Genomic DNA, 17156 nt, shown 5'->3' with positions numbered 1-17156 from the left:
CTGCGCGGCGCGATTGGCGGCGCTGGTGGCGGCGGCATCGGCGCGGTCGGCGGGGGCGGACTGTGCGCCGCATGCCGTGGCGGCAAAGCTGCTGGCTGTCAGCGCCAGCGTGAGCAGGGTCTTGCGCATCGCGTATCTCCGGTCGGACGGGGCTGATCCCCATCGAATGTCCCGGTTATGACGGTCGGCTGTCGCGACGCTTTGTCAGGTGACGGATAAACTGTCGCAATCTGTATCGTGCACGTCACATCCGCGCGCGGCCGACCTGACGTGGCGGTCAGGCGAAGATCGCGACGCTCTGCATCTGTTCGGCGATCGGCAGGCCTTCCGCGTTCCAGATCGCCATCGACTGGCTCGAACTGCCGTCGCGGACATAGTCGGTCGTCGCGCGCAGCAGCCACCAGCCATCGCGTGTCACTGGTTGCGGGCCGAGGATGTTGAGCAGCCAGGTCATCGAGCTGAGCGGTGCCGGCCCGCCGAGCAGCTTGAGCGCGGAGGGTGGAAGGCAGTCCGCGACCGCGATCAGTTCGACCATCGGATCGAGCCCGTCGCGCTCCGCCAGCCGGACCCAGCGCAGCCATTCGGCGGGGCCGACGCTGTCGTCGCGGCGGTCGAGCAGATCGAAATTGCGCGAGAAGGCGACCGCGCTGTGTCCGCGATAGGTCGCGGTGTCGGCGTCGGGTACCGCGAAGGCGGGCGCGGTGCCGGTGTGGTGGTCGACGCGCGAGGCGATCGGCCCCATGAAGACGAAGGTCGCGCGCAGCCCGAGCCCCGCCGCGCTCTCGACGTCCGCCTGGACGAACGCGGCATTGCGGCCGCGTCGCAATCGAGTTGCGCGGATCGTTATGTCGCCCGAGAGCGGGCCGATGAACGCGACCTGCGCCGAGCGGAGCGGTGGCAGATCGGTGTCCGACATTTGCGCCGCATGCAGCGCGAGCGCGGCCGAGAACCCGCCATAGGCGGTGCGGCCCTGCAGCCAATTGTCCGGCACGGTCCCGCGCCAGCCGCCCTCGATCGGCTGCAGCGCCTCGATCGCCTGTCGCAGACTGGTCATGCCGCCGTCCCCGTCAGGGAATCGCGCAGCTCGCGTTTGAGCACCTTGCCGATCGCGCTGCGGGGGAGTTCGCTCACCGGATGGATGCCCGACAGGCGCTGGGTCTTGCCGAGCTGCGCGTTGGTCCACGCCAGGATTTCCGCCGGGTTCGCCGCTGGGGAGCGAGGGACGATGACAGCGACCGGCGTCTCGCCCCACGCCTCGGACGGCATGCCGATGACCGCGCAATCGGCGACGTCGGGATGCTGCCCAAGCACCGCCTCGAGGTCGGAGGGGTAGATGTTGAACCCGCCCGAGATGATCAGGTCCTTCTTGCGGTCCATCAAGATAAGAAAGCCGTCTTCGTCGAACCGACCGACATCGCCGTGGCGGATATAGCGGTTGCCCTCGGCATCATGCCACTCGGCGTCGCGCGTCGCGTCGCTACGGCCGTGATAGCCGTTCATCATCGCGGGCGAGCGGCCGACGACCTCGCCCATTTCACCCGGCGGTACCTCGACACCGTCATCGTCGATCAGGCGGATCTCGTGCCCCGGCATCGGCTGACCCACGCTATGCAACTTGGTCGGATGCGCGGTCGCGTTGAGCGCGCAGCTCGCTCCGCCTTCGGTCATGCCGTAGAACTCGACGAGCAGCCCCGGCCAGCGCGCGACCACGTCGGCCTTCAGCGCGGCGGAGAAGGGCGCGCTGGTACTCGTCTTGAAACGGAAGGCCGAGAGGTCGAATGCGTCGAAATCGGGGAGCGCCATGATCCGCTGATACTGGACCGGAACGAGCATCGTGTGCGTTGCGCGGTATCGCTCGGCGAGCGTCAGATAGCCGCGCGCGTCGAACTTGCCCATCAGCACGACGCTGCCGCCCCAGCCGAGCGTCGGCAGGATGCTGACGAGCGTGGTGTTCGAATAGAGCGGCGTCGCGATCATTGTGACCGCAGTGTCGAACCCCGCGGCGCTGTTGCGCGCGATATGCGCCCAGCGCATCGCATGGCTCTGGACGATCCCCTTGGGCGTGCCGGTCGTGCCCGACGAGTAGATGATGTTGAACGCATCGCCAGGCGCGATCGCCACGGGCGTGGGGTGTGCACCATCGGGCGCGAGCCAGCGCTCCAACAGCTTGGCGTCGCCGGACCCCTCGGGCGGCAGGTCGGCGTCCGACAGGAGCAGGATGCGCGCGGTGATGCGTTCGCCCGCCAGAGCCTGCGCCATGGCCTCGTCGAGAACGACGATCGGCGCGCCGCTGTCCGCGATCATTGCCGCGATCGCCGCTGGAGTCGCCGACGGCGCGATTGGCGTCGCGACACAGCCGGCCCGTACCGCGCCAAGGAAAACAGAAAGATAGCTGGTCGACGGCGCGGCGACGATCGCGATTGCCTGTCCCGCGGCGATGCCGTCGCGTTGCAGCGCCGCCGCGACGCGGTCCATCGTCCGGTCGAGCGTTGCATAGTCGATACTGCCCTGCGAATCCGCGATGGCGGTCGATGACCCGCGTTCCCGAGCGTGTGCGCGGATCAGATCCGGCAGGGTCGCGAAGTCGGTAGCGAGCAAATCGGAGGCGATCGTCATATCCGCGTGGCTAGGCGAAGTGCGCGTCGAATGCCATACGCGATATTCGAAAAGTCGACTCGCAAAAGGATCCGCCATGTTGTTCTACGACAGTGCCTCGCCGGCGCCCAACCCGCGCCGCGTCCGGATCTTCCTCGCCGAAAAGCAGGTGCGCATCCCGATGGTGCAGGTGTCGATACCCAAGGCGGAGCACAAGGCGGCGCCGTTCCTCGCGGTGAACCCCTATGGCCAGACGCCCGCGCTGGCGTTCGACGATGGTCGCGTGCTGACCGAGAGCGTCGCGATCTGTCGATATTTCGAGGCGCTGCATCCGGAGCCCCCGCTGTTCGGGCACGGCGCGCACAATATCGCCGAGGTGGACATGTGGACGCGGCGGGTCGAATTGCGACTGATGACGCCGCTGTCGCTGGTGTGGCAGCATACGCATCCCTGGACGGCGCGGATCGTGAAGCCGCAATATACCGAATTCGGCGAAACCCAGCGGCCGCGTGTCCGGTCGGGCATGGCCGAGTTCGACGCTGCGGTGGCGGGCATCGAATGGCTCGACGGGGTGCGCTATACCATTGCCGACATCGTCCTGCTGACGACGATCGATTTCGCTGCGTTCGTCGGCATTCCCATCCCGGACGAGCTGGGGCATCTCAGGGCCTGGCACGACCGTGCGTCGGCCCGTCCAAGCGCACAGGCCTAGCGCCGCTGGCGTCCCGGGTCCTGGCCCCGGCCTCGTGCTCCGGACCGGCCGGATGCGGGCGCAGGGCGGTCCGGCAGCGATCCCCGACTTTAGTCCGGCATCCGCGACGGCGCCCGAACTTCCCTTTGCATCCCCCGGCGAATCATGCCAATAGCTGCCCATACCTGATGTTCAGTTTCGGAAAGAGACGGACCTAGGGTGGTTGAGCCTTGAAGCACTCTCGCAGTGCTCGGTATCGACAGGCAGGCAGTCCATCAGGTCGCCGCCTTGACGAGTTTGGAGAGGGGATAAGGCGGAAGGACGGCAAGGCCGTACCTTCCGCCGTCCTTCCTGAAACCCCAGCATCAGCGAGCATTGTGCGACCGGGCCTGACGCCGCATGCGCTGTTCCGTTTTGCGTCATTTCTGGCGTCACCTGACTTCGGCGCTTGAAGGCCGGCGGCGGCTGGTATCCTTAGGGTCGGACCGCTGCGGCAAAGGCCCTCTCCCCGGGGCCACATTATCGCAAGATCGAAAAATGGTTCTGGCCGATCCGGAACTGGCGAAAGCCTTCTACATGACAGTATTGGCGGGGATTAGTAGCAATATGCTACGATTTTCCCGCTTGACGCGTAAGGCGTAGAAGAATCTATTCGATGATGCGGTACGGGCCAAAGTGCTTCGGCCGAACAGGGGAGAGTGATGTGGCCAAGCAGCGCTATTTCGTCGCGTCCGCGTTTTTCGTACTTGCATGGGCCCTTGCCGTTCCGGCGGCAGCGCAAATCGGGGGTGATCCACAACCATTGGGAACGACGGGAGCGGGGCAGGTCACAGCGAACCCCGCGCAGTCTGCCGCCGCCCAGTCAGAGAATGCCGACATCATCGTCACCGGCTCGCTGATCCGCGGGTCGTCCGAGGATGCCGCCGCACCCGTCGACGTGATTTCGGGCGATGAACTCGCGAAGCAGGGCGCGCCGACCGCGGTCGAACTGCTCAAAAACCTGCCGACCTCGAACGGCGTGACCGGCGACGCGAACCAGTTCGACAGCCGCAGTCAGGGCAATGAGGGCGTCGCGTCGGTCAATCTGCGCGGACTGGGGCCGCAACGTACGCTGGTGCTGCTCAACGGCAAGCGGCTGGTGCCGGTCGGCGGCGGTATTCCCATCGTCGACATCAACCTGATCCCCTCGGCCGCGATCGGTCGTGTCGAGGTGCTCAAGGACGGCGCCGCCGCCACCTATGGCTCGGACGCGATCGCGGGCGTGGTCAATTTCATCACACGGACCGACCAGCAGGGTTTCCTGGTGTCGGGCGACTACCGCTATATCGACGGGTCGAAGGGCGATTACGGCACGGCCATGAGCTATGGTCACAGCGGCAACGGCGTGCGGATGCTGGCGTCGTTTGGCTATCAGCATCGGTCGGAGCTCCGTACGACCGATCGGGACTTCACCATCCAGCCCTATGCCAACAATCCCCAGGGCGGCTGGACCGGCGGCGGCAACCCCGGCAACCTCGATTTCAACGCGACCGTCCCGTTTCTCGACCCGGTCAGCGGGCGTCTGTTCACCGGCTATGGCGCGAACGGCGCGTCGAACGGGGTAAATTTCGTTCGCGATCTGGGGTGTGAATCGCTCGGCGGATTCCGCAGTGTCGCGGGCTCGACCACACCGACGCGACCGCAGTCGGGACGATCGCGGTGCCGACCGATCGATGCTTCAACAATTACGGCCAGTTCGGCAATCTCGTCGAGCCGGAGGACCGGTATCAGGCCTATGCCGAGGTCGCGATCGACCTCACCAGTTCGCTGCAGTTCACCGCGACCGCGCTCTACGGATCGACCTCGACCCGGATCACGACGTCGCCGACCTATCTGCCGACGCTGCCGCCATCGGCGAATGCGGCGGGCGGCGGTGCGGGCTTCTTCCAGGTGCCGACCTATGCACCGGCACTGCGCGATTATTGCCAGGTTTATGGTGCGGCGGCGGGCTGCCTGACCGCGAACGGCACGCCGCTCGCGCCCGCGCTCGCCTTCCCCGTGCTCTTCCGTCCGGCACTGCTCGGTGGCAATCCGGTCATGCGGGGCGGGGACAATGACCGCGGATCGGCATTCTCCAAGCGCCAGTCGGAGGAAATGCGCTTTACCGCGGACCTGTCGTGGGAGGTCACCGATCGGATCAACCTGACCGCGAGCGGGACCTATTCGCAATATGTCCGCGAGAATGAGGGGACCGACACGTTCGGTGACCTGCTGCAGAACGCGATCGCGGGTTTTGGTGGCCCCAATTGCGCCTATGCGACCACCGCGTCGCGCGCCGGGCTGACCGCTGCGCAGATCGCTTCGCTTGCCGGAACGAATGGCTGCACTTTCTTCAACCCGTTCTCGACCGCGGTGGCGGCCAATCCGGTCACGGGTCAGGTGAACCCCAATTATGCCGGGTCGCGCGGCACCAACGGGCTCAGCACCGCGCCCGGTGCGGGGCTGGTCAACGACATTGCGACGGTCGACAATTTCTTCCGCACGACGCGCACCGTCTACAACACGCAATTGTTCGTCGGCGACCTCGTGCTCGGTGGGCGGACCGGGCTGCGACTGCCCGGTGGCGATGTCGGTTTTGCGATCGGCGGCCAGTATCGCCGCAATTATTATGCCGTGAACTATAATGCCGACAGCAACCTCGCGGTAAATCCCTGCCCGGGGACACCGCTCAATCCGCGTGCGACCTGTACGCCGCAGACGGGTGCGCTGGGCTTCCTCGGCACCAACCGGAACGCGTCCTCGGTGGGCGACGTGAAGGCGCTGTTCGCCGAGCTGCAGCTGCCGATCCTCGAGGCGATCAACGCCCAGCTGTCCGCGCGGTACGAGGATTATGGTGGCAATGTCGGGTCGACCTTCAATCCGCAGGGGCGGTTGCGCATCCAGGTGGCGCCGTGGCTGGCGTTGCGCGGCGGGGCCGGGACGACGTTCCGCGGACCGCCCGCGCAGCAGCTCGAAGGCAATCTGACTGCGCTGCAGATCATCGGCACCTCGTTCCGCGCGGTCGACATCAACGGGAATCCGGATCTCGAGCCTGAAAAGGCGACGACCTATAGCGGCGGCGTGATCCTCGACGCGGGCGGGTTCAATGCGAGCGTCGACTATTTCCGGTACGACTTGAAGGGGCCGATCGAGCAGGAGCCGACACAGGGCATCGTCAACGCATTGTTCGGTGCGAGCGGCGCGGCGAATTGCGGCAATGCCGCCTTTGCCGCTCTCCAGCAGCGCTTCACGTTCACCGGTGCGGGCTGCGGTGTCGGCAATGTCCAGCGGTTGCGCACCGTTTATGTCAACAGCGCCGATGTCACGACCTCGGGTCTCGACGTCCAGGCAAGCTTTCGCGGCGAGCTCGGGCTGGCGACCGTCACGGTGGGTGCGACCGGCACCTATGTCATCGACTACAAGACCAAGGACGTGACGGTCGAAGGGATCGTCGTGCAGCCCGCATTCGACGGTGTCGGCCTGCTCAACTACCAGACGACCGCCTATCCGGTGCCCGAAATCAAGGGCAACTGGTATGTGCAGGGTGATTACGATGTCGCCAGCCTGCGGGTGCAGTTCAACTATATCGATGGCTATACCGACCAACGCGGCGCCGCGATCTTCGGGCCGAACTTCGGTGCACTGGCCGGTGGATCGGTGACGGGCGGCAAGGAGATCGGTGCGTTCAAGACGATGGATGCCACGCTGAGGATCGCGTTGCCGACCGGATCGACGGTGTCGCTGTCCGCGCTCAACATCTTCGATCGCGCGCCGCCCTTCGCGCGGCTGGACCAGAATTACGATCCGTTCACCGCCTCGCCGCTCGGGTTCACCGCAAAACTCGGTTTGTCGCAAAAATTCTGATTGCTCTCGGCGCTGGCCTTGCTTTCAACGATTGGGTACGGTCCCAACAGGGTCGCAAGGCCAGCAACGATACGAGAGGATGACCATGGCGACAGCGTTGAAGACGCATTCCGACATCGCCGATTCCCTGGCCATGAAGCGCCGCGGCCTGACGCTCACCCTGCTCACGCTCACCTATTTCTTCAGCTATATGGATCGGCAGATCCTCGCGATCCTGCTCGAACGCATCAAGGCGGACCTTGTGCTGACCGACACGCAGCTTGGGTTGCTCTCGGGACTCGTGTTCGCGATCTTCTACGCCACGCTCGGCATCCCGGTCGCGCGACTGGCCGACCGGACGAGCCGCCGCAACATCATCGCGGTGAGCCTGACGATCTGGAGCGCGATGACCGCGATGTGCGGTCTGGCGCAAAACTTCACGCAACTCATGCTGTTCCGCATCGGCGTCGGGATTGGCGAGGCCGGGTCGAGCCCGCCCAGCCATTCGATCATCGCCGATCTCTATCCCCCCGAAAAGCGCGCGGGCGCGATGGCAGTCTATTCGCTCGGCGTGGTGCTGGGGGCGGGATTCGGGACGCTGATCGGCGGCGTCGTTGCGCACAGCTATGGCTGGCGGGTGGCGATGATGACCGTCGGACTGCCCGGTATCGCGCTGGCGGTGCTCGTCCGGCTGTTCATGGTCGAGCCGCGTCGCGGCCTGTCCGACGCTGGCCCGGTCGCCGCGCCGGCGCCGATGCCGAGCGTCGCGCAGGGCTTTGCCTCTATGTGGGCGAGCGCGCCCGCGCAGCATCTCGTCGTCGGCGTGACCCTGACCTCGATGATCGGGTATGCGCTGACGGGGTGGGGGCCGAGCTTCATGCAGCGTTCGCTCGGCATCTCGATGCTCGACGTGTCGCGCTACATCGCGCTGCCGGGTGCCTGTTCGGGGCAATCTCGGCGCTTGCCGGCGGCAAGATCGCCGATGTGCTCGCCAAGCGCCACGGCCTTCACGTGCAGAGCTGGGTCGTGCTCGTCATGAAGGGGCTGTCGCTGCCCTTCGCGCTGGCCTTCTACCTGATCGACGTGCCGGCCATCGCGATCGGCAGCTATTTCGTCTACCTGATCTTCGCCAATTCGTACCTGGGGCCGAGCTTCGCGCTCATCCAGCATCTCGCGCCGCTGAAGACCCGTGCGATGTGGGCGGCGATCACGTTGCTGGTCATCAACCTGGTCGGCCTCGGCCTCGGCCCGACGATGGTCGGCTGGCTGAGCGACCTGTTGAAGCCGACCTTTGGCGAGGAATCACTACGCTATGCGCTGGTGATCATCGTGATGATGACGCCCTGGGCGCTTTACCATTATTGGCGTGCGGGCGTGCTGCTCAAGCGCGCCGAGGATCAGGCCGCGCTCGCGGCGGCCTGAGACGTCGGGGGCGGGGAGCGGCGCGGCAGTCAGCCTGTGCCGGTCGCCGCCGCTCCTTTGCAGATCAATCGTCGAACAGGCCGTACATCAGCGTTGAGGCATACATTGCAACTGCACGCTCGCGCGGCATGGTCGACGCCCATTTGCGCATGTCGAAGGCGGCATTCTGGACCGCCATCAGCGCCTGTGCGGCGATCAGCGCATCGACCGCGCGGATCGAGCCCTCGCCGATCCCGTCCATCATCATTCCCGCATAGCGCCGTGCAATTCCGTTAGACCGCTCGACCATCGCGTCGCGGACGCTCGGCGGCAGGCCGCTGAGCGCGGTCGTGCGGAGCAGCGGACCGCGCTCGGCGAACTGGACGTCGAGCAGCGTCGCGACGGTGCTCGACAGCTTGTGCCAATAGCTACCGCCCTCGGCCTCACCGCGGCCCTGCGCATCGGCGATCGTGTCGAAGCTGCGGCGATAGCAGGCGATGACCAGATCGTCCTTCGCATCGAGATGGTGGTAGAAGCTGCCCTTGGTGACGTTCAGTTCGGACGCGATCTTCTGCACTGATGCGCCGCGATAGCCGAGTTCGTTGATAAGCCGCGTCGCCGCCAGCAGGAACGCCTCGCGCCCCGGTTCGGCATCGTCATGGCTGAGGTCGAGCAGCGTCGGTGCCCAGCGCGCACCCGGCCCGGCGATGCCGTGCGCGAACACGTCCATCAGCCGCGCCTCGACACGGGCATATTGGTCGGGCTCGTATCGCGTCAGCCAGATCGGCAGCCAGAAGGTATTTTCGAGCAGGACGTGGGCACGCGCGCTCTGCATGTCGGTCTGCGCGCGACCGGTCGACGGGCCCCAGAGGAGGCGGGTGCGGCGGAACACCTCGCGCCAGCCGTTCATCAGCCGGCTGCGGATCGGGTCTTCGGTGGCGCGCAGATCGGACAGGACCGCGAACGCCTTTTCCTCGCCGCGTTGAATCCGGCCGAGCCGCGCCATGTTGAGCGCGAGATAGCGGGCGACGCGGGCCTGCGGGGTCGGCTCGACCATCGCCTCGTCGAGCATCCGCAGCAGATAATCGAGCGTGTTCTCGAACGCGGCGGCGGCGAGGTCTTCCTTGCGCTTGAAGTAATAGGTAACGCTCGTCGTGTTGAGCCCGACGCGCCGCGCAACGTCCGCGAAGGTCATGCCCTTGGCGCTTTGCTCGTTGATCGCCTCTGCGGCTGCGGCGAGGATGGCGTCACGCTTGGCACGGAAGCGCTTCGTGCCCTGTTCGCCGTCTTCGATCGCCTCTGCCGGAACCTTCATCAAAATACCCTAACAGCTTCGATTTGAAGTTACAGTGCTTTTTAGGCGCTTTCGTGGCCGAGTGGAAAACCGGCTTTCGGCACGCTCCCGGATGCTTTACCGAATACGCGGTATGGTCTAATCGACCGCCAGACCGTGGACCGATGGAGAGCCCGCATGGATTTCAGCTTCAGCGACCGAGAGACCTATTTCCGAGATCGCGTGCGCGACTTCATCGACCAGAATATCCGCCCGCGTCAGGCCGATTACGACGCTCAGGCCCACCATGGCGAGCGCTGGAAGGTGATTCCGGTGATCGAGGAGATGAAGGAAAAGGCCAAGGCCGCGGGGCTGTGGAATTTCTTCATGCCCCCCCATTCCGGGCAGACCCACGTCGATGACAGCTTCGTGTTCGAGGGGACGCAGCTGACCAATCTTGAATATGCGTTATGCGCTGAGGAGATGGGCAAGGTCAGCTGGGCGAGCGAATGTTTCAACTGCTCGGCGCCCGATACAGGCAATATGGAGGTATTCCATCGCTATGGAACCCGCGAGCAGAAGGAGGCGTGGCTCGGCCCGCTGATGCGCGGCGAGGTCAGGTCCGCCTTTTTGATGACCGAGCCTGCGGTGGCGTCGTCGGATGCGACCAATATCGAGACGTCGATGGTCCGCGACGGCGATCACTACGTGATCAACGGGACGAAATGGTGGTCGTCGGGGGTCGGCGATCCGCGCTGCAAGATCGCGATCGTCATGGGCAAGACGAGCTTCGAGGGATCGCGGCATCAGCAGCAGAGCCAGATCCTGGTGCCGATGGACACGCCCGGCGTGACGATCAAGCGGATGCTGTCCGTCTATGGCTATGACCACGCGCCGCACGGGCATGGCGAGGTCGTGCTCGAGAATGTCCGCGTGCCGGTCGAGAACGTGCTGCTGGGCGAAGGACGCGGGTTCGAGATCGCGCAGGGGCGGCTCGGGCCGGGCCGCATCCACCATTGCATGCGGACGATCGGCGTCGCGGAGACCGCGATCGAGGCGATGGCGAAGCGGCTACTGAGCCGTGTCGCGTTCGGCAAGCGGATCGCCGACTTCTCGGTCTGGGAGGAGCGGATCGCGACCGCGCGGATCGATATCGAGATGACGCGGCTGCTCTGCCTCAAGGCCGCGGACATGATGGACAAGGCCGGCAACAAATCCGCGCAGATCGAGATCTCGATGATCAAGGTCGCCGCGCCGAACATGGCGCTGAGGATCCTCGACGATGCGATCCAGGCGCATGGTGGTGGTGGCGTGTCGGACGATTTCCGGCTCGCGCACGACTGGGCGGCAATGCGAACGCTGCGCTTCGCCGATGGTCCCGACGAGGTCCACAACCGGTCGATCGCGCGTAACGAATTCGGCAAATACGGGGACTTTCGCAAAGGCGGCGTGTCGAGCGGGGATGTCGGGGTGAGCCGCTGACCCTGTCCCGTTCGTCCTGAGCGCAGTCGAAGGACATGCCCCGAACGAGCCAGTCCTTCGACTTCGCTCAGGACGAACGGCATTTTTGATTGCGCGCCCGCCAAATCTGGAGCCAGACCACCCATGAAAGCCGCAGTCCTTTTCGAAGCCAACACCCCGCTCAGCATCGAGGACGTCACCGTCTCGAAGCCGGGTCCGCGCGAGGTGTTGATCCGTACCGTCGCGGTCGGGGTGTGTCGCTCCGACCTGCACTTCGTCGACGGCGCCTATCCGCATGCGATGCCGACCATTCCGGGGCACGAGGCGTGCGGCGTCGTCGAGGCGGTCGGTGACGAGGTCGCCATGGTCAAGGTTGGCGACCATGTCGTCACCTGCCTCTCGGCGTTTTGCGGCCACTGTGAGTTCTGCGTGACCGGTCGCATGGCGCTCTGCGTCGACAGCTCGGTGCGGCGTCCGAAGGGCGCGCCGCCGCGGCTGATGCTGGGTGACCGGCCGATCGCGCAGATGCTGAACCTGAGCGCCTATGCCGAGATGATGCTGGTGCACGAACATGCCTGCGTCGCGATCGACCGCGACATGCCGATGGACCGTGCGGCGCTGCTCGGCTGTGCGATCACGACCGGGGCGGGCGCGGTGTTCAACACGACCGACGTGACGCCGGGCGAGACGGTGTGCGTGGTCGGGTGCGGCGGGATCGGGCTGGCGGCAGTGAACGCGGCGAAGATCGCGGGCGCGGGCAAGATCATCGCGCTCGATCCGGTGCCGGAGAAGCGCGCGATGGCGGAGAAGCTTGGCGCCACGCACAGCTTCGACGCGCTGTCGGAGACCGCCGCGGACGAGGTTGTCGCGCTGACCAGGGGCGGCGTCCACCATGCGATCGAGGCGGTCGGCCGGACGCAGTCGGCGGCGACCGCGGTCAAGGTGCTGCGGCGCGGCGGGACAGCGACGATCCTGGGGATGATGCCGCTCGGCGAGAAGGTCGGGCTGTCGGCGATGGACCTGCTGTCGGGCAAGCGCCTGCAGGGCGGGTTCATGGGGTCGAACCGGTTTCCGGTCGACATCCCGCGGCTCGTCGATTTCTACATGCGCGGGCTGCTCGATCTCGACACGATCATCGCGGACCGCATGCCGCTCGAACGGATCAACGACGCGTTCGACGAATTGCGCCGCGGCGACACGACGCGCAGCGTGATCACCTTCGCATGAGCAGCGACGCAGCCAGCACGATGGTCGGTACGATCCCGGTCGGCGAGCGGGACCGGCTCGATCTCGACCGTTTGACGGCATGGATGACGGAGTCGGTCGAAGGCTTTGCCGGGCCGCTGCGCTACGCCAAGTTCGCCGGCGGCCAGTCGAACCCGACCTATCGGCTCGACACGCCGGCGCGCGCCTATGTCCTGCGCCGCAAGCCGTTCGGGCCGATCCTGCCCTCGGCGCATGCGGTCGAGCGCGAATATGCGGTGATCGCCGGGCTTCATCCGACGGGCTTTCCCGTTCCCCGGCCGTACGGGCTGTGCGAGGATCCCGACGTCATCGGCGCGCCATTCTATGTCATGGAAATGGTCGAGGGTCGGACCATCTGGGACGGCGCGATGCCGGGTGCGACGCCCGCCGAACGCCGCGCGCATTATGACGCGATGATCGACGCGCTCGCCGCGCTTCACAACACCGATTATGCGGCGGCGGGGCTCGCATCCTATGGCAAGCCCGGCAATTATTTTGAGCGGCAGGTGGGGCGCTGGACCAAGCAATATCGCGCGGCGGAGACCGAGCGGATGGAGTCGGTCGAGCGGCTGATCGACTGGTTGCCACGGACCTTGCCCGACCAGACGCGGACGTCGATCGTCCACGGTGACTATCGCATCGACAACATGATCTTCGCCCATGCGACGGACGGCGCGGGCGCGAAGGTCATCGCGGTGCTCGACTGGGAGCTGTCGACGCTCGGCGATCCGCTCGCCGACTTTTCCTACATGCTGATGAGCTGGGTGACCGAGCCCGAAGGCCGGTCGGGGGTGCTCGGCCTGACCGGTCCGGAGACCGGGATTCCGACGATCGAGCAGGTCGTCGCGCGCTATTGCGCTGCGACCGGGCGGGACGGCGTCCCCGATCTGAACTGGTATTTCGCCTATAACCTCTTCCGGCTCACCGGGATCGTCCAGGGGATCAAGAAGCGGATCATCGACGGCACCGCGTCGAGCGCACAGGCCGAAGCGACGGTCGCCAAGGTCCACGCGCTGGCGGATGCGGCATGGGGCTTTGCGGTGAAGGCGGGCGCGTGACGCACGTCCCGCAGGCAGAAGGGGAGAGGCAGGGCATGACGCAGTTCGACCTGAGCGGGAAGGTCGCGATCATCACCGGATCGTCGCGCGGGATCGGCAAGGCGAGTGCCGTCGAGCTGGCGGCACATGGCGCAAGAGTGGTGATCTCCAGCCGGAAACAGGAGGCGTGCGATGCCGTCGCGGCGGAGATCAACGCGCGCTACGGCGAGGGCCGCGCGATTGCGGTCGCGGCGAACATCGCCGACAAGGCGGCGCTCCAGCATCTCGTCGACACGACCCGCAGCGCGTTCGGCCGTATCGACGTGCTGGTCTGCAACGCCGCCTCCAACCCCTATTACGGACCCCAGGCGGGGATCGGCGACGACCAGTTCCGCAAGATCCTCGACAACAACATCGTCTCCAACCACTGGCTGATCCAGATGGTCGCCCCCGGCATGACGGAGCAGCGGGACGGCAGCATCATCATCATCTCCTCGATCGGCGGGCTTCGCGGATCGCCGGTCATCGGCGCCTATTGCATCAGCAAGGCCGCCGACATGCAGCTCGCTCGCAATCTCGCAGTCGAGTTCGGCCCGTCGGGTGTCCGCGTGAACTGCATCGCACCCGGACTGATCCGCACCGATTTCGCGCGCGTGCTGTGGGAGGATCCCGAGCGGATCGCGGCGGCGAACACCCGCGTGCCGCTGCGACGCATCGGCGAACCCGAGGAAATCGCGGGCGCGGTGGTGTTTCTCGCCGCATCCGCGAGCCGTTTCATGACCGGGCAGACGCTGGTCATCGACGGCGGCGTCACGATCTAAAGGGGAGGGCATCATGCGGTTCGAGAACAGGTCGATCATCGTCACCGGCGCAGGGTCAGGTATCGGCCGCGCGGCGGCATTGCTGTTCGCGGCGGAGGGCGGGCATGTCGTCGTCGCGGACCGTACCGAGGGTGCGGACGAGACCGCGCATCTGATCAGCCAGGCCGGCGGCATCGCCACCCCGATCCGCGTCGACGCGGGGGAGGAGGAGGACGTGATCCGCATGGTCGCGCTCGCCTGCGATACCTATGGCGGGCTCGACGTGCTGTTCGCCAATGCCGGCATCTCGGGCGGCATGGCCAATCTCTTCGACACCGACGTCGTGCTGATCACCGAAGTGCTGCGGGTCAATCTGATCGGTCCGTTCCTCGCCATCAAGCACGCGGCACCACGGATCGTCGCGCGCGCGGCCGAGACGGGCAGGGGCGGCGCGATCGTCTTGACCGCGAGCGTCGCCGGGTTACGGTCGGGCGCAGGGTCGCCGGCCTATTCCGCGTCCAAGGCGGGGGTGATCAATCTGGCCGCGGTGTCGGCGCAGCAGCTGTCGGGTGCGAACGTCCGCGTCAATGCGATCTGCCCCGGGCTGACCGAAACCGGGATGACCAAGCCGGTGTTCGACTATGCGCGCGAGGCCAACAAGATGGACCGCGTCGGTCGTCTCAACCCGCTCCACCGCGGCGCGCAGCCCGAGGAGCTTGCCCGGGTCGCGGTGTTCCTCGCCTCCGATGACGCAAGCTACGTCAATGGTCAGGCGATCGTTGTGGATGGCGGATTGTCGTCGAGCCATCCGGTGACGCGACAGGATTACGGCAAGACCGCAGCCTGAGGCGGTCCGCTCAGGCAGCTGAGAGATGCAGGTCGGCGAAACCGGTGAAATAGCCGCGTAGCGTCGGATCCTCGATCGGCGCGATCAGGGCCGCGATCGTGGCGGCGGGCGACGTCGCGCCACCACCAGGCACCGCGCCGCTGGCAAATCCCATCGACCAGCTACCGAAGCTGCGCTCGGTGATCGTCTGTTTCGCGAGCTGCACCATCGCGAAATGCCGGTCGTCGCGCTGGATGCGATCGAAGGTGCGCGACACGGCGAGATCATCGCCTTCGAGCACCTGGAGAAACCTGTTGCCGCCAGCGATGAGCAGACCGGTCACGCCCGCGGCGGCATTGTTGCGACGCGAGACCCGCAGAATCTCGTCGATGACCGGCTGTGTCACACGGCCACGCGAGGTGCTGATATAGAGAAGGCGCTGCATGCCGATGATCCCGGAGAATGATCGCGCGGGACTAATCGGAATTTACGAAGACCGGGTTAACCCGCGTAAACCACAGCTATTTTCGCATCCGGATCAGCCCCTCCTGCGCGACGCTCGCGACCAGCCGTCCGTCGCGGGAGAAGATCTTGCCGCGGTTGAAGCCGCGCGCATGACCCGACCAGGGGGCATCGCAGGCATAGAGCAGCCAGTCGTCCGCGCGGAAATCCTCGTGCAGCCAGAGCGAATGATCGAGGCTGGCGGTCTGCAGACCCGGCGTGATCCAGTTGATCCCGTGCGGCAGCAGCGCGGTTCCCAGCAACGCCATGTCCGAGGCATAGGACAGGACCGCGCGGTGCATCGCGGGATCATCGCCGATCGGCGCCACGATCCGAAACCAGTTGGCATGGTTCGGTGCCTGCGCGGGCGGATCGATCCAGCTGCGCGGGTTGACCGGGCGGACCTCGATCGGGCGCCAGCGCAGCATGTGTGCACGAAACTTCTCGGGAATGCCGTCGATATTCTCCAGCCGCAGGTCACGATCGGAGCGCAGCTCCTCGGGCGGCGCGACGTCGGGCATCGCGTCCTGATGGTGAAGACCATCCTCGGGGGTCTGAAACGACGCCGCCATGTTGAGGATCGGCTGGCCCTTCTGCATCGCGATGACGCGACGCGTCGCAAAACTGCGGCCCTCGAAATCGCGGACGACGCGGTAGACGATCGGGTAATCCTCGTTACCCGGCCGCATGAAATAGGCGTGAAGCGAATGCGCGGCCTTGGGCGCCTCGGTCGAGCGCTGCGCGGCCTGGAGTGCCTGCGCGATCACCTGCCCGCCGAACACGCGGCCGACGCCGCCGGGCTGGCGCTTGCCGACATAGAGGTCGGTGTCGACCTCGTCGATCTCGAGCAGGTCGACGAGGCCCTGGGCGAGCGCTTCGGGGGACGTATTGGCAGTATCGGGGGTCATATAGTCTTCACCTTGTTCCCCGGCGCAGGCCGGGGCCCAGTCGGGGAGGTCGCAGTAACGGAGTGCAGTGGCAGACCGCAAGCGCTGCCCAACTGGGCCCCGGCCTTCGCCGGGGAACGGAAGCGTCAATAGCCCGCGGCGATGGCCAGCCTGTCGGCATGGAAGTTGGCGTCGCCGAACAGCTCGGCCAGCACGCGCGCGCGCTTCATGTAGAAACCGATGTCATATTCGTCGGTCATGCCGATGCCACCGTGCATCTGCACGCTTTCCTGCACGCTGAGCGTCGTCGCTAGCGCGGTCATCGCCTTGGCGACCGAGACGGCCTCGTCGGCCTTGTCGTCGCCCGTGTCGAGCAGCTGCTGCGCCTTCAGGACCGCGGCGCGCGCGACCTCCATCTCCGAATAGAGATGCGCGGCGCGGTGCTGGAGCGCCTGGAAGCTGCCGATCAGCGTGCCGAACTGCTTGCGCTGTTTCATATAGCCGATCGTCATGTCCATCGCGCCGCCGCCGACGCCGAGCAGCTCGGCGGACGCGCCGGTGCGGCCCGCGCGGAGCAG

General features: G+C 66.1%; 16 protein-coding genes. 10 read left to right on the top strand and 6 right to left on the bottom strand.

Annotation, left to right across the window (positions count from 1 at the left end; genetic code table 11):
• Nucleotides 1–277 precede the first annotated feature (277 nt).
• Nucleotides 278–1054, bottom strand: coding sequence for a thioesterase family protein (locus tag NI18_RS00755; RefSeq protein ID WP_031440979.1), 777 nt, complete (start codon nt 1052–1054; stop codon nt 278–280).
• Nucleotides 1051–2616 carry a class I adenylate-forming enzyme family protein gene (locus tag NI18_RS00750; protein ID WP_037527376.1) on the bottom strand — a complete coding sequence of 522 codons (1566 nt, stop codon included), beginning with the start codon at nt 2614–2616 and terminating at the stop codon, nt 1051–1053. Before NI18_RS00750 ends, NI18_RS00755 begins: the two co-directional genes overlap by 4 nt.
• A gap of 76 nt (nt 2617–2692) precedes the next feature.
• On the opposite strand from NI18_RS00750, the gene NI18_RS00745 reads away from it, so the two are divergent.
• The 5 genes from NI18_RS00745 to NI18_RS26105 all read left to right on the top strand — a co-directional run bounded on the left by NI18_RS00745 (nt 2693) and on the right by NI18_RS26105 (nt 8569).
• Nucleotides 2693–3307, top strand: a complete 615-nt coding sequence (locus NI18_RS00745) for a glutathione S-transferase family protein (RefSeq protein ID WP_031440977.1) — start codon at nt 2693–2695, stop codon at nt 3305–3307.
• A gap of 682 nt (nt 3308–3989) precedes the next feature.
• Nucleotides 3990–5282: a TonB-dependent receptor plug domain-containing protein gene (locus tag NI18_RS26110; protein WP_306286140.1), complete on the top strand. Its 1293-nt coding sequence runs from the start codon at nt 3990–3992 to the stop codon at nt 5280–5282.
• 80 nt (nt 5283–5362) lie between these two features.
• Nucleotides 5363–7168, top strand: coding sequence for a TonB-dependent receptor (locus NI18_RS21905; RefSeq protein ID WP_347574775.1), 1806 nt, complete (start codon nt 5363–5365; stop codon nt 7166–7168).
• Nucleotides 7169–7253: 85 nt separating this feature from the next.
• Nucleotides 7254–8186: an MFS transporter gene (locus NI18_RS00735; protein WP_306286139.1), complete on the top strand. Its 933-nt coding sequence runs from the start codon at nt 7254–7256 to the stop codon at nt 8184–8186.
• Nucleotides 8132–8569, top strand: coding sequence for a hypothetical protein (locus NI18_RS26105; RefSeq protein WP_306286138.1), 438 nt, complete (start codon nt 8132–8134; stop codon nt 8567–8569). Before NI18_RS00735 ends, NI18_RS26105 begins: the two co-directional genes overlap by 55 nt.
• A 64-nt stretch (nt 8570–8633) precedes the next feature.
• On the opposite strand, the gene NI18_RS00730 is transcribed toward NI18_RS26105, so the two are convergent.
• Entirely contained in the window at nt 8634–9863 is a 1230-nt protein-coding gene (locus tag NI18_RS00730; protein WP_037527374.1) for a TetR/AcrR family transcriptional regulator, read from the bottom strand.
• 156 nt (nt 9864–10019) lie between these two features.
• Here NI18_RS00730 and NI18_RS00725 point away from each other — a divergent pair, with 156 nt between their 5' ends.
• The 5 genes from NI18_RS00725 (at nt 10020) to NI18_RS00705 (ending at nt 15211) form a co-directional block, all read left to right on the top strand.
• Nucleotides 10020–11303 carry an acyl-CoA dehydrogenase family protein gene (locus NI18_RS00725; RefSeq protein WP_031394444.1) on the top strand — a complete coding sequence of 428 codons (1284 nt, stop codon included), beginning with the start codon at nt 10020–10022 and terminating at the stop codon, nt 11301–11303.
• 123 nt (nt 11304–11426) lie between these two features.
• Entirely contained in the window at nt 11427–12509 is a 1083-nt protein-coding gene (locus tag NI18_RS00720; RefSeq protein WP_037527369.1) for a Zn-dependent alcohol dehydrogenase, read from the top strand.
• The gene (locus tag NI18_RS00715; protein ID WP_052148887.1) at nt 12506–13585 is read left to right on the top strand and encodes a phosphotransferase family protein; all 1080 of its coding nucleotides are present in this window, start codon (nt 12506–12508) and stop codon (nt 13583–13585) included. The genes NI18_RS00720 and NI18_RS00715 overlap by 4 nt, the downstream gene beginning before the upstream one ends.
• A gap of 35 nt (nt 13586–13620) precedes the next feature.
• A complete protein-coding gene (locus NI18_RS00710) occupies nt 13621–14385 on the top strand; it encodes an SDR family oxidoreductase (RefSeq protein ID WP_037527379.1) in 765 nt (254 codons plus the stop codon).
• A gap of 10 nt (nt 14386–14395) precedes the next feature.
• Complete coding sequence (locus tag NI18_RS00705; RefSeq protein WP_084214908.1) at nt 14396–15211, top strand: SDR family oxidoreductase; 816 nt, start codon at nt 14396–14398, stop codon at nt 15209–15211.
• A 10-nt stretch (nt 15212–15221) separates the two neighbouring features.
• Here NI18_RS00705 and NI18_RS00700 read toward each other — a convergent pair whose 3' ends face one another.
• The 3 genes from NI18_RS00700 to NI18_RS00690 all read right to left on the bottom strand — a co-directional run.
• Nucleotides 15222–15635: a BLUF domain-containing protein gene (locus NI18_RS00700; RefSeq protein ID WP_037527366.1), complete on the bottom strand. Its 414-nt coding sequence runs from the start codon at nt 15633–15635 to the stop codon at nt 15222–15224.
• Between the two features lie 76 nt (nt 15636–15711).
• A complete protein-coding gene (locus NI18_RS00695; protein ID WP_037527363.1) occupies nt 15712–16599 on the bottom strand; it encodes an acyl-CoA thioesterase II in 888 nt (295 codons plus the stop codon).
• A gap of 125 nt (nt 16600–16724) precedes the next feature.
• Nucleotides 16725–17156 (bottom strand): acyl-CoA dehydrogenase family protein (locus tag NI18_RS00690; RefSeq protein ID WP_037527362.1); only part of this gene is annotated, 432 nt, incomplete at its 5' end.

The sequence above is a fragment of the Sphingomonas sp. Ant20 genome (assembly GCF_000783375.1).
In the GTDB taxonomy this organism is placed as follows: domain Bacteria; phylum Pseudomonadota; class Alphaproteobacteria; order Sphingomonadales; family Sphingomonadaceae; genus Sphingomonas; species Sphingomonas aerolata.
The sequence above is the reverse complement of the archived record's forward strand: the minus strand, read 5'-3'. Positions and strand labels throughout refer to the sequence as shown.

Excerpts from the sequence above, each read along its gene's own strand:
- NI18_RS00755 (WP_031440979.1), bottom strand. The coding sequence starts at position 1,054 with ATGACCAGTCTGCGACAGGCGATCGAGGCGCTGCAGCCGATCGAGGGC.
- NI18_RS00750 (WP_037527376.1), bottom strand. The coding sequence starts at position 2,616 with ATGACGATCGCCTCCGATTTGCTCGCTACCGACTTCGCGACCCTGCCG.
- NI18_RS00745 (WP_031440977.1), top strand. The coding sequence starts at position 2,693 with ATGTTGTTCTACGACAGTGCCTCGCCGGCGCCCAACCCGCGCCGCGTC.
- NI18_RS21905 (WP_347574775.1), top strand. The coding sequence starts at position 5,363 with ATGCGGGGCGGGGACAATGACCGCGGATCGGCATTCTCCAAGCGCCAG.
- NI18_RS00735 (WP_306286139.1), top strand. The coding sequence starts at position 7,254 with ATGGCGACAGCGTTGAAGACGCATTCCGACATCGCCGATTCCCTGGCC.
- NI18_RS00730 (WP_037527374.1), bottom strand. The coding sequence starts at position 9,863 with ATGAAGGTTCCGGCAGAGGCGATCGAAGACGGCGAACAGGGCACGAAG.
- NI18_RS00725 (WP_031394444.1), top strand. The coding sequence starts at position 10,020 with ATGGATTTCAGCTTCAGCGACCGAGAGACCTATTTCCGAGATCGCGTG.
- NI18_RS00720 (WP_037527369.1), top strand. The coding sequence starts at position 11,427 with ATGAAAGCCGCAGTCCTTTTCGAAGCCAACACCCCGCTCAGCATCGAG.
- NI18_RS00715 (WP_052148887.1), top strand. The coding sequence starts at position 12,506 with ATGAGCAGCGACGCAGCCAGCACGATGGTCGGTACGATCCCGGTCGGC.
- NI18_RS00710 (WP_037527379.1), top strand. The coding sequence starts at position 13,621 with ATGACGCAGTTCGACCTGAGCGGGAAGGTCGCGATCATCACCGGATCG.
- NI18_RS00700 (WP_037527366.1), bottom strand. The coding sequence starts at position 15,635 with ATGCAGCGCCTTCTCTATATCAGCACCTCGCGTGGCCGTGTGACACAG.
- NI18_RS00695 (WP_037527363.1), bottom strand. The coding sequence starts at position 16,599 with ATGACCCCCGATACTGCCAATACGTCCCCCGAAGCGCTCGCCCAGGGC.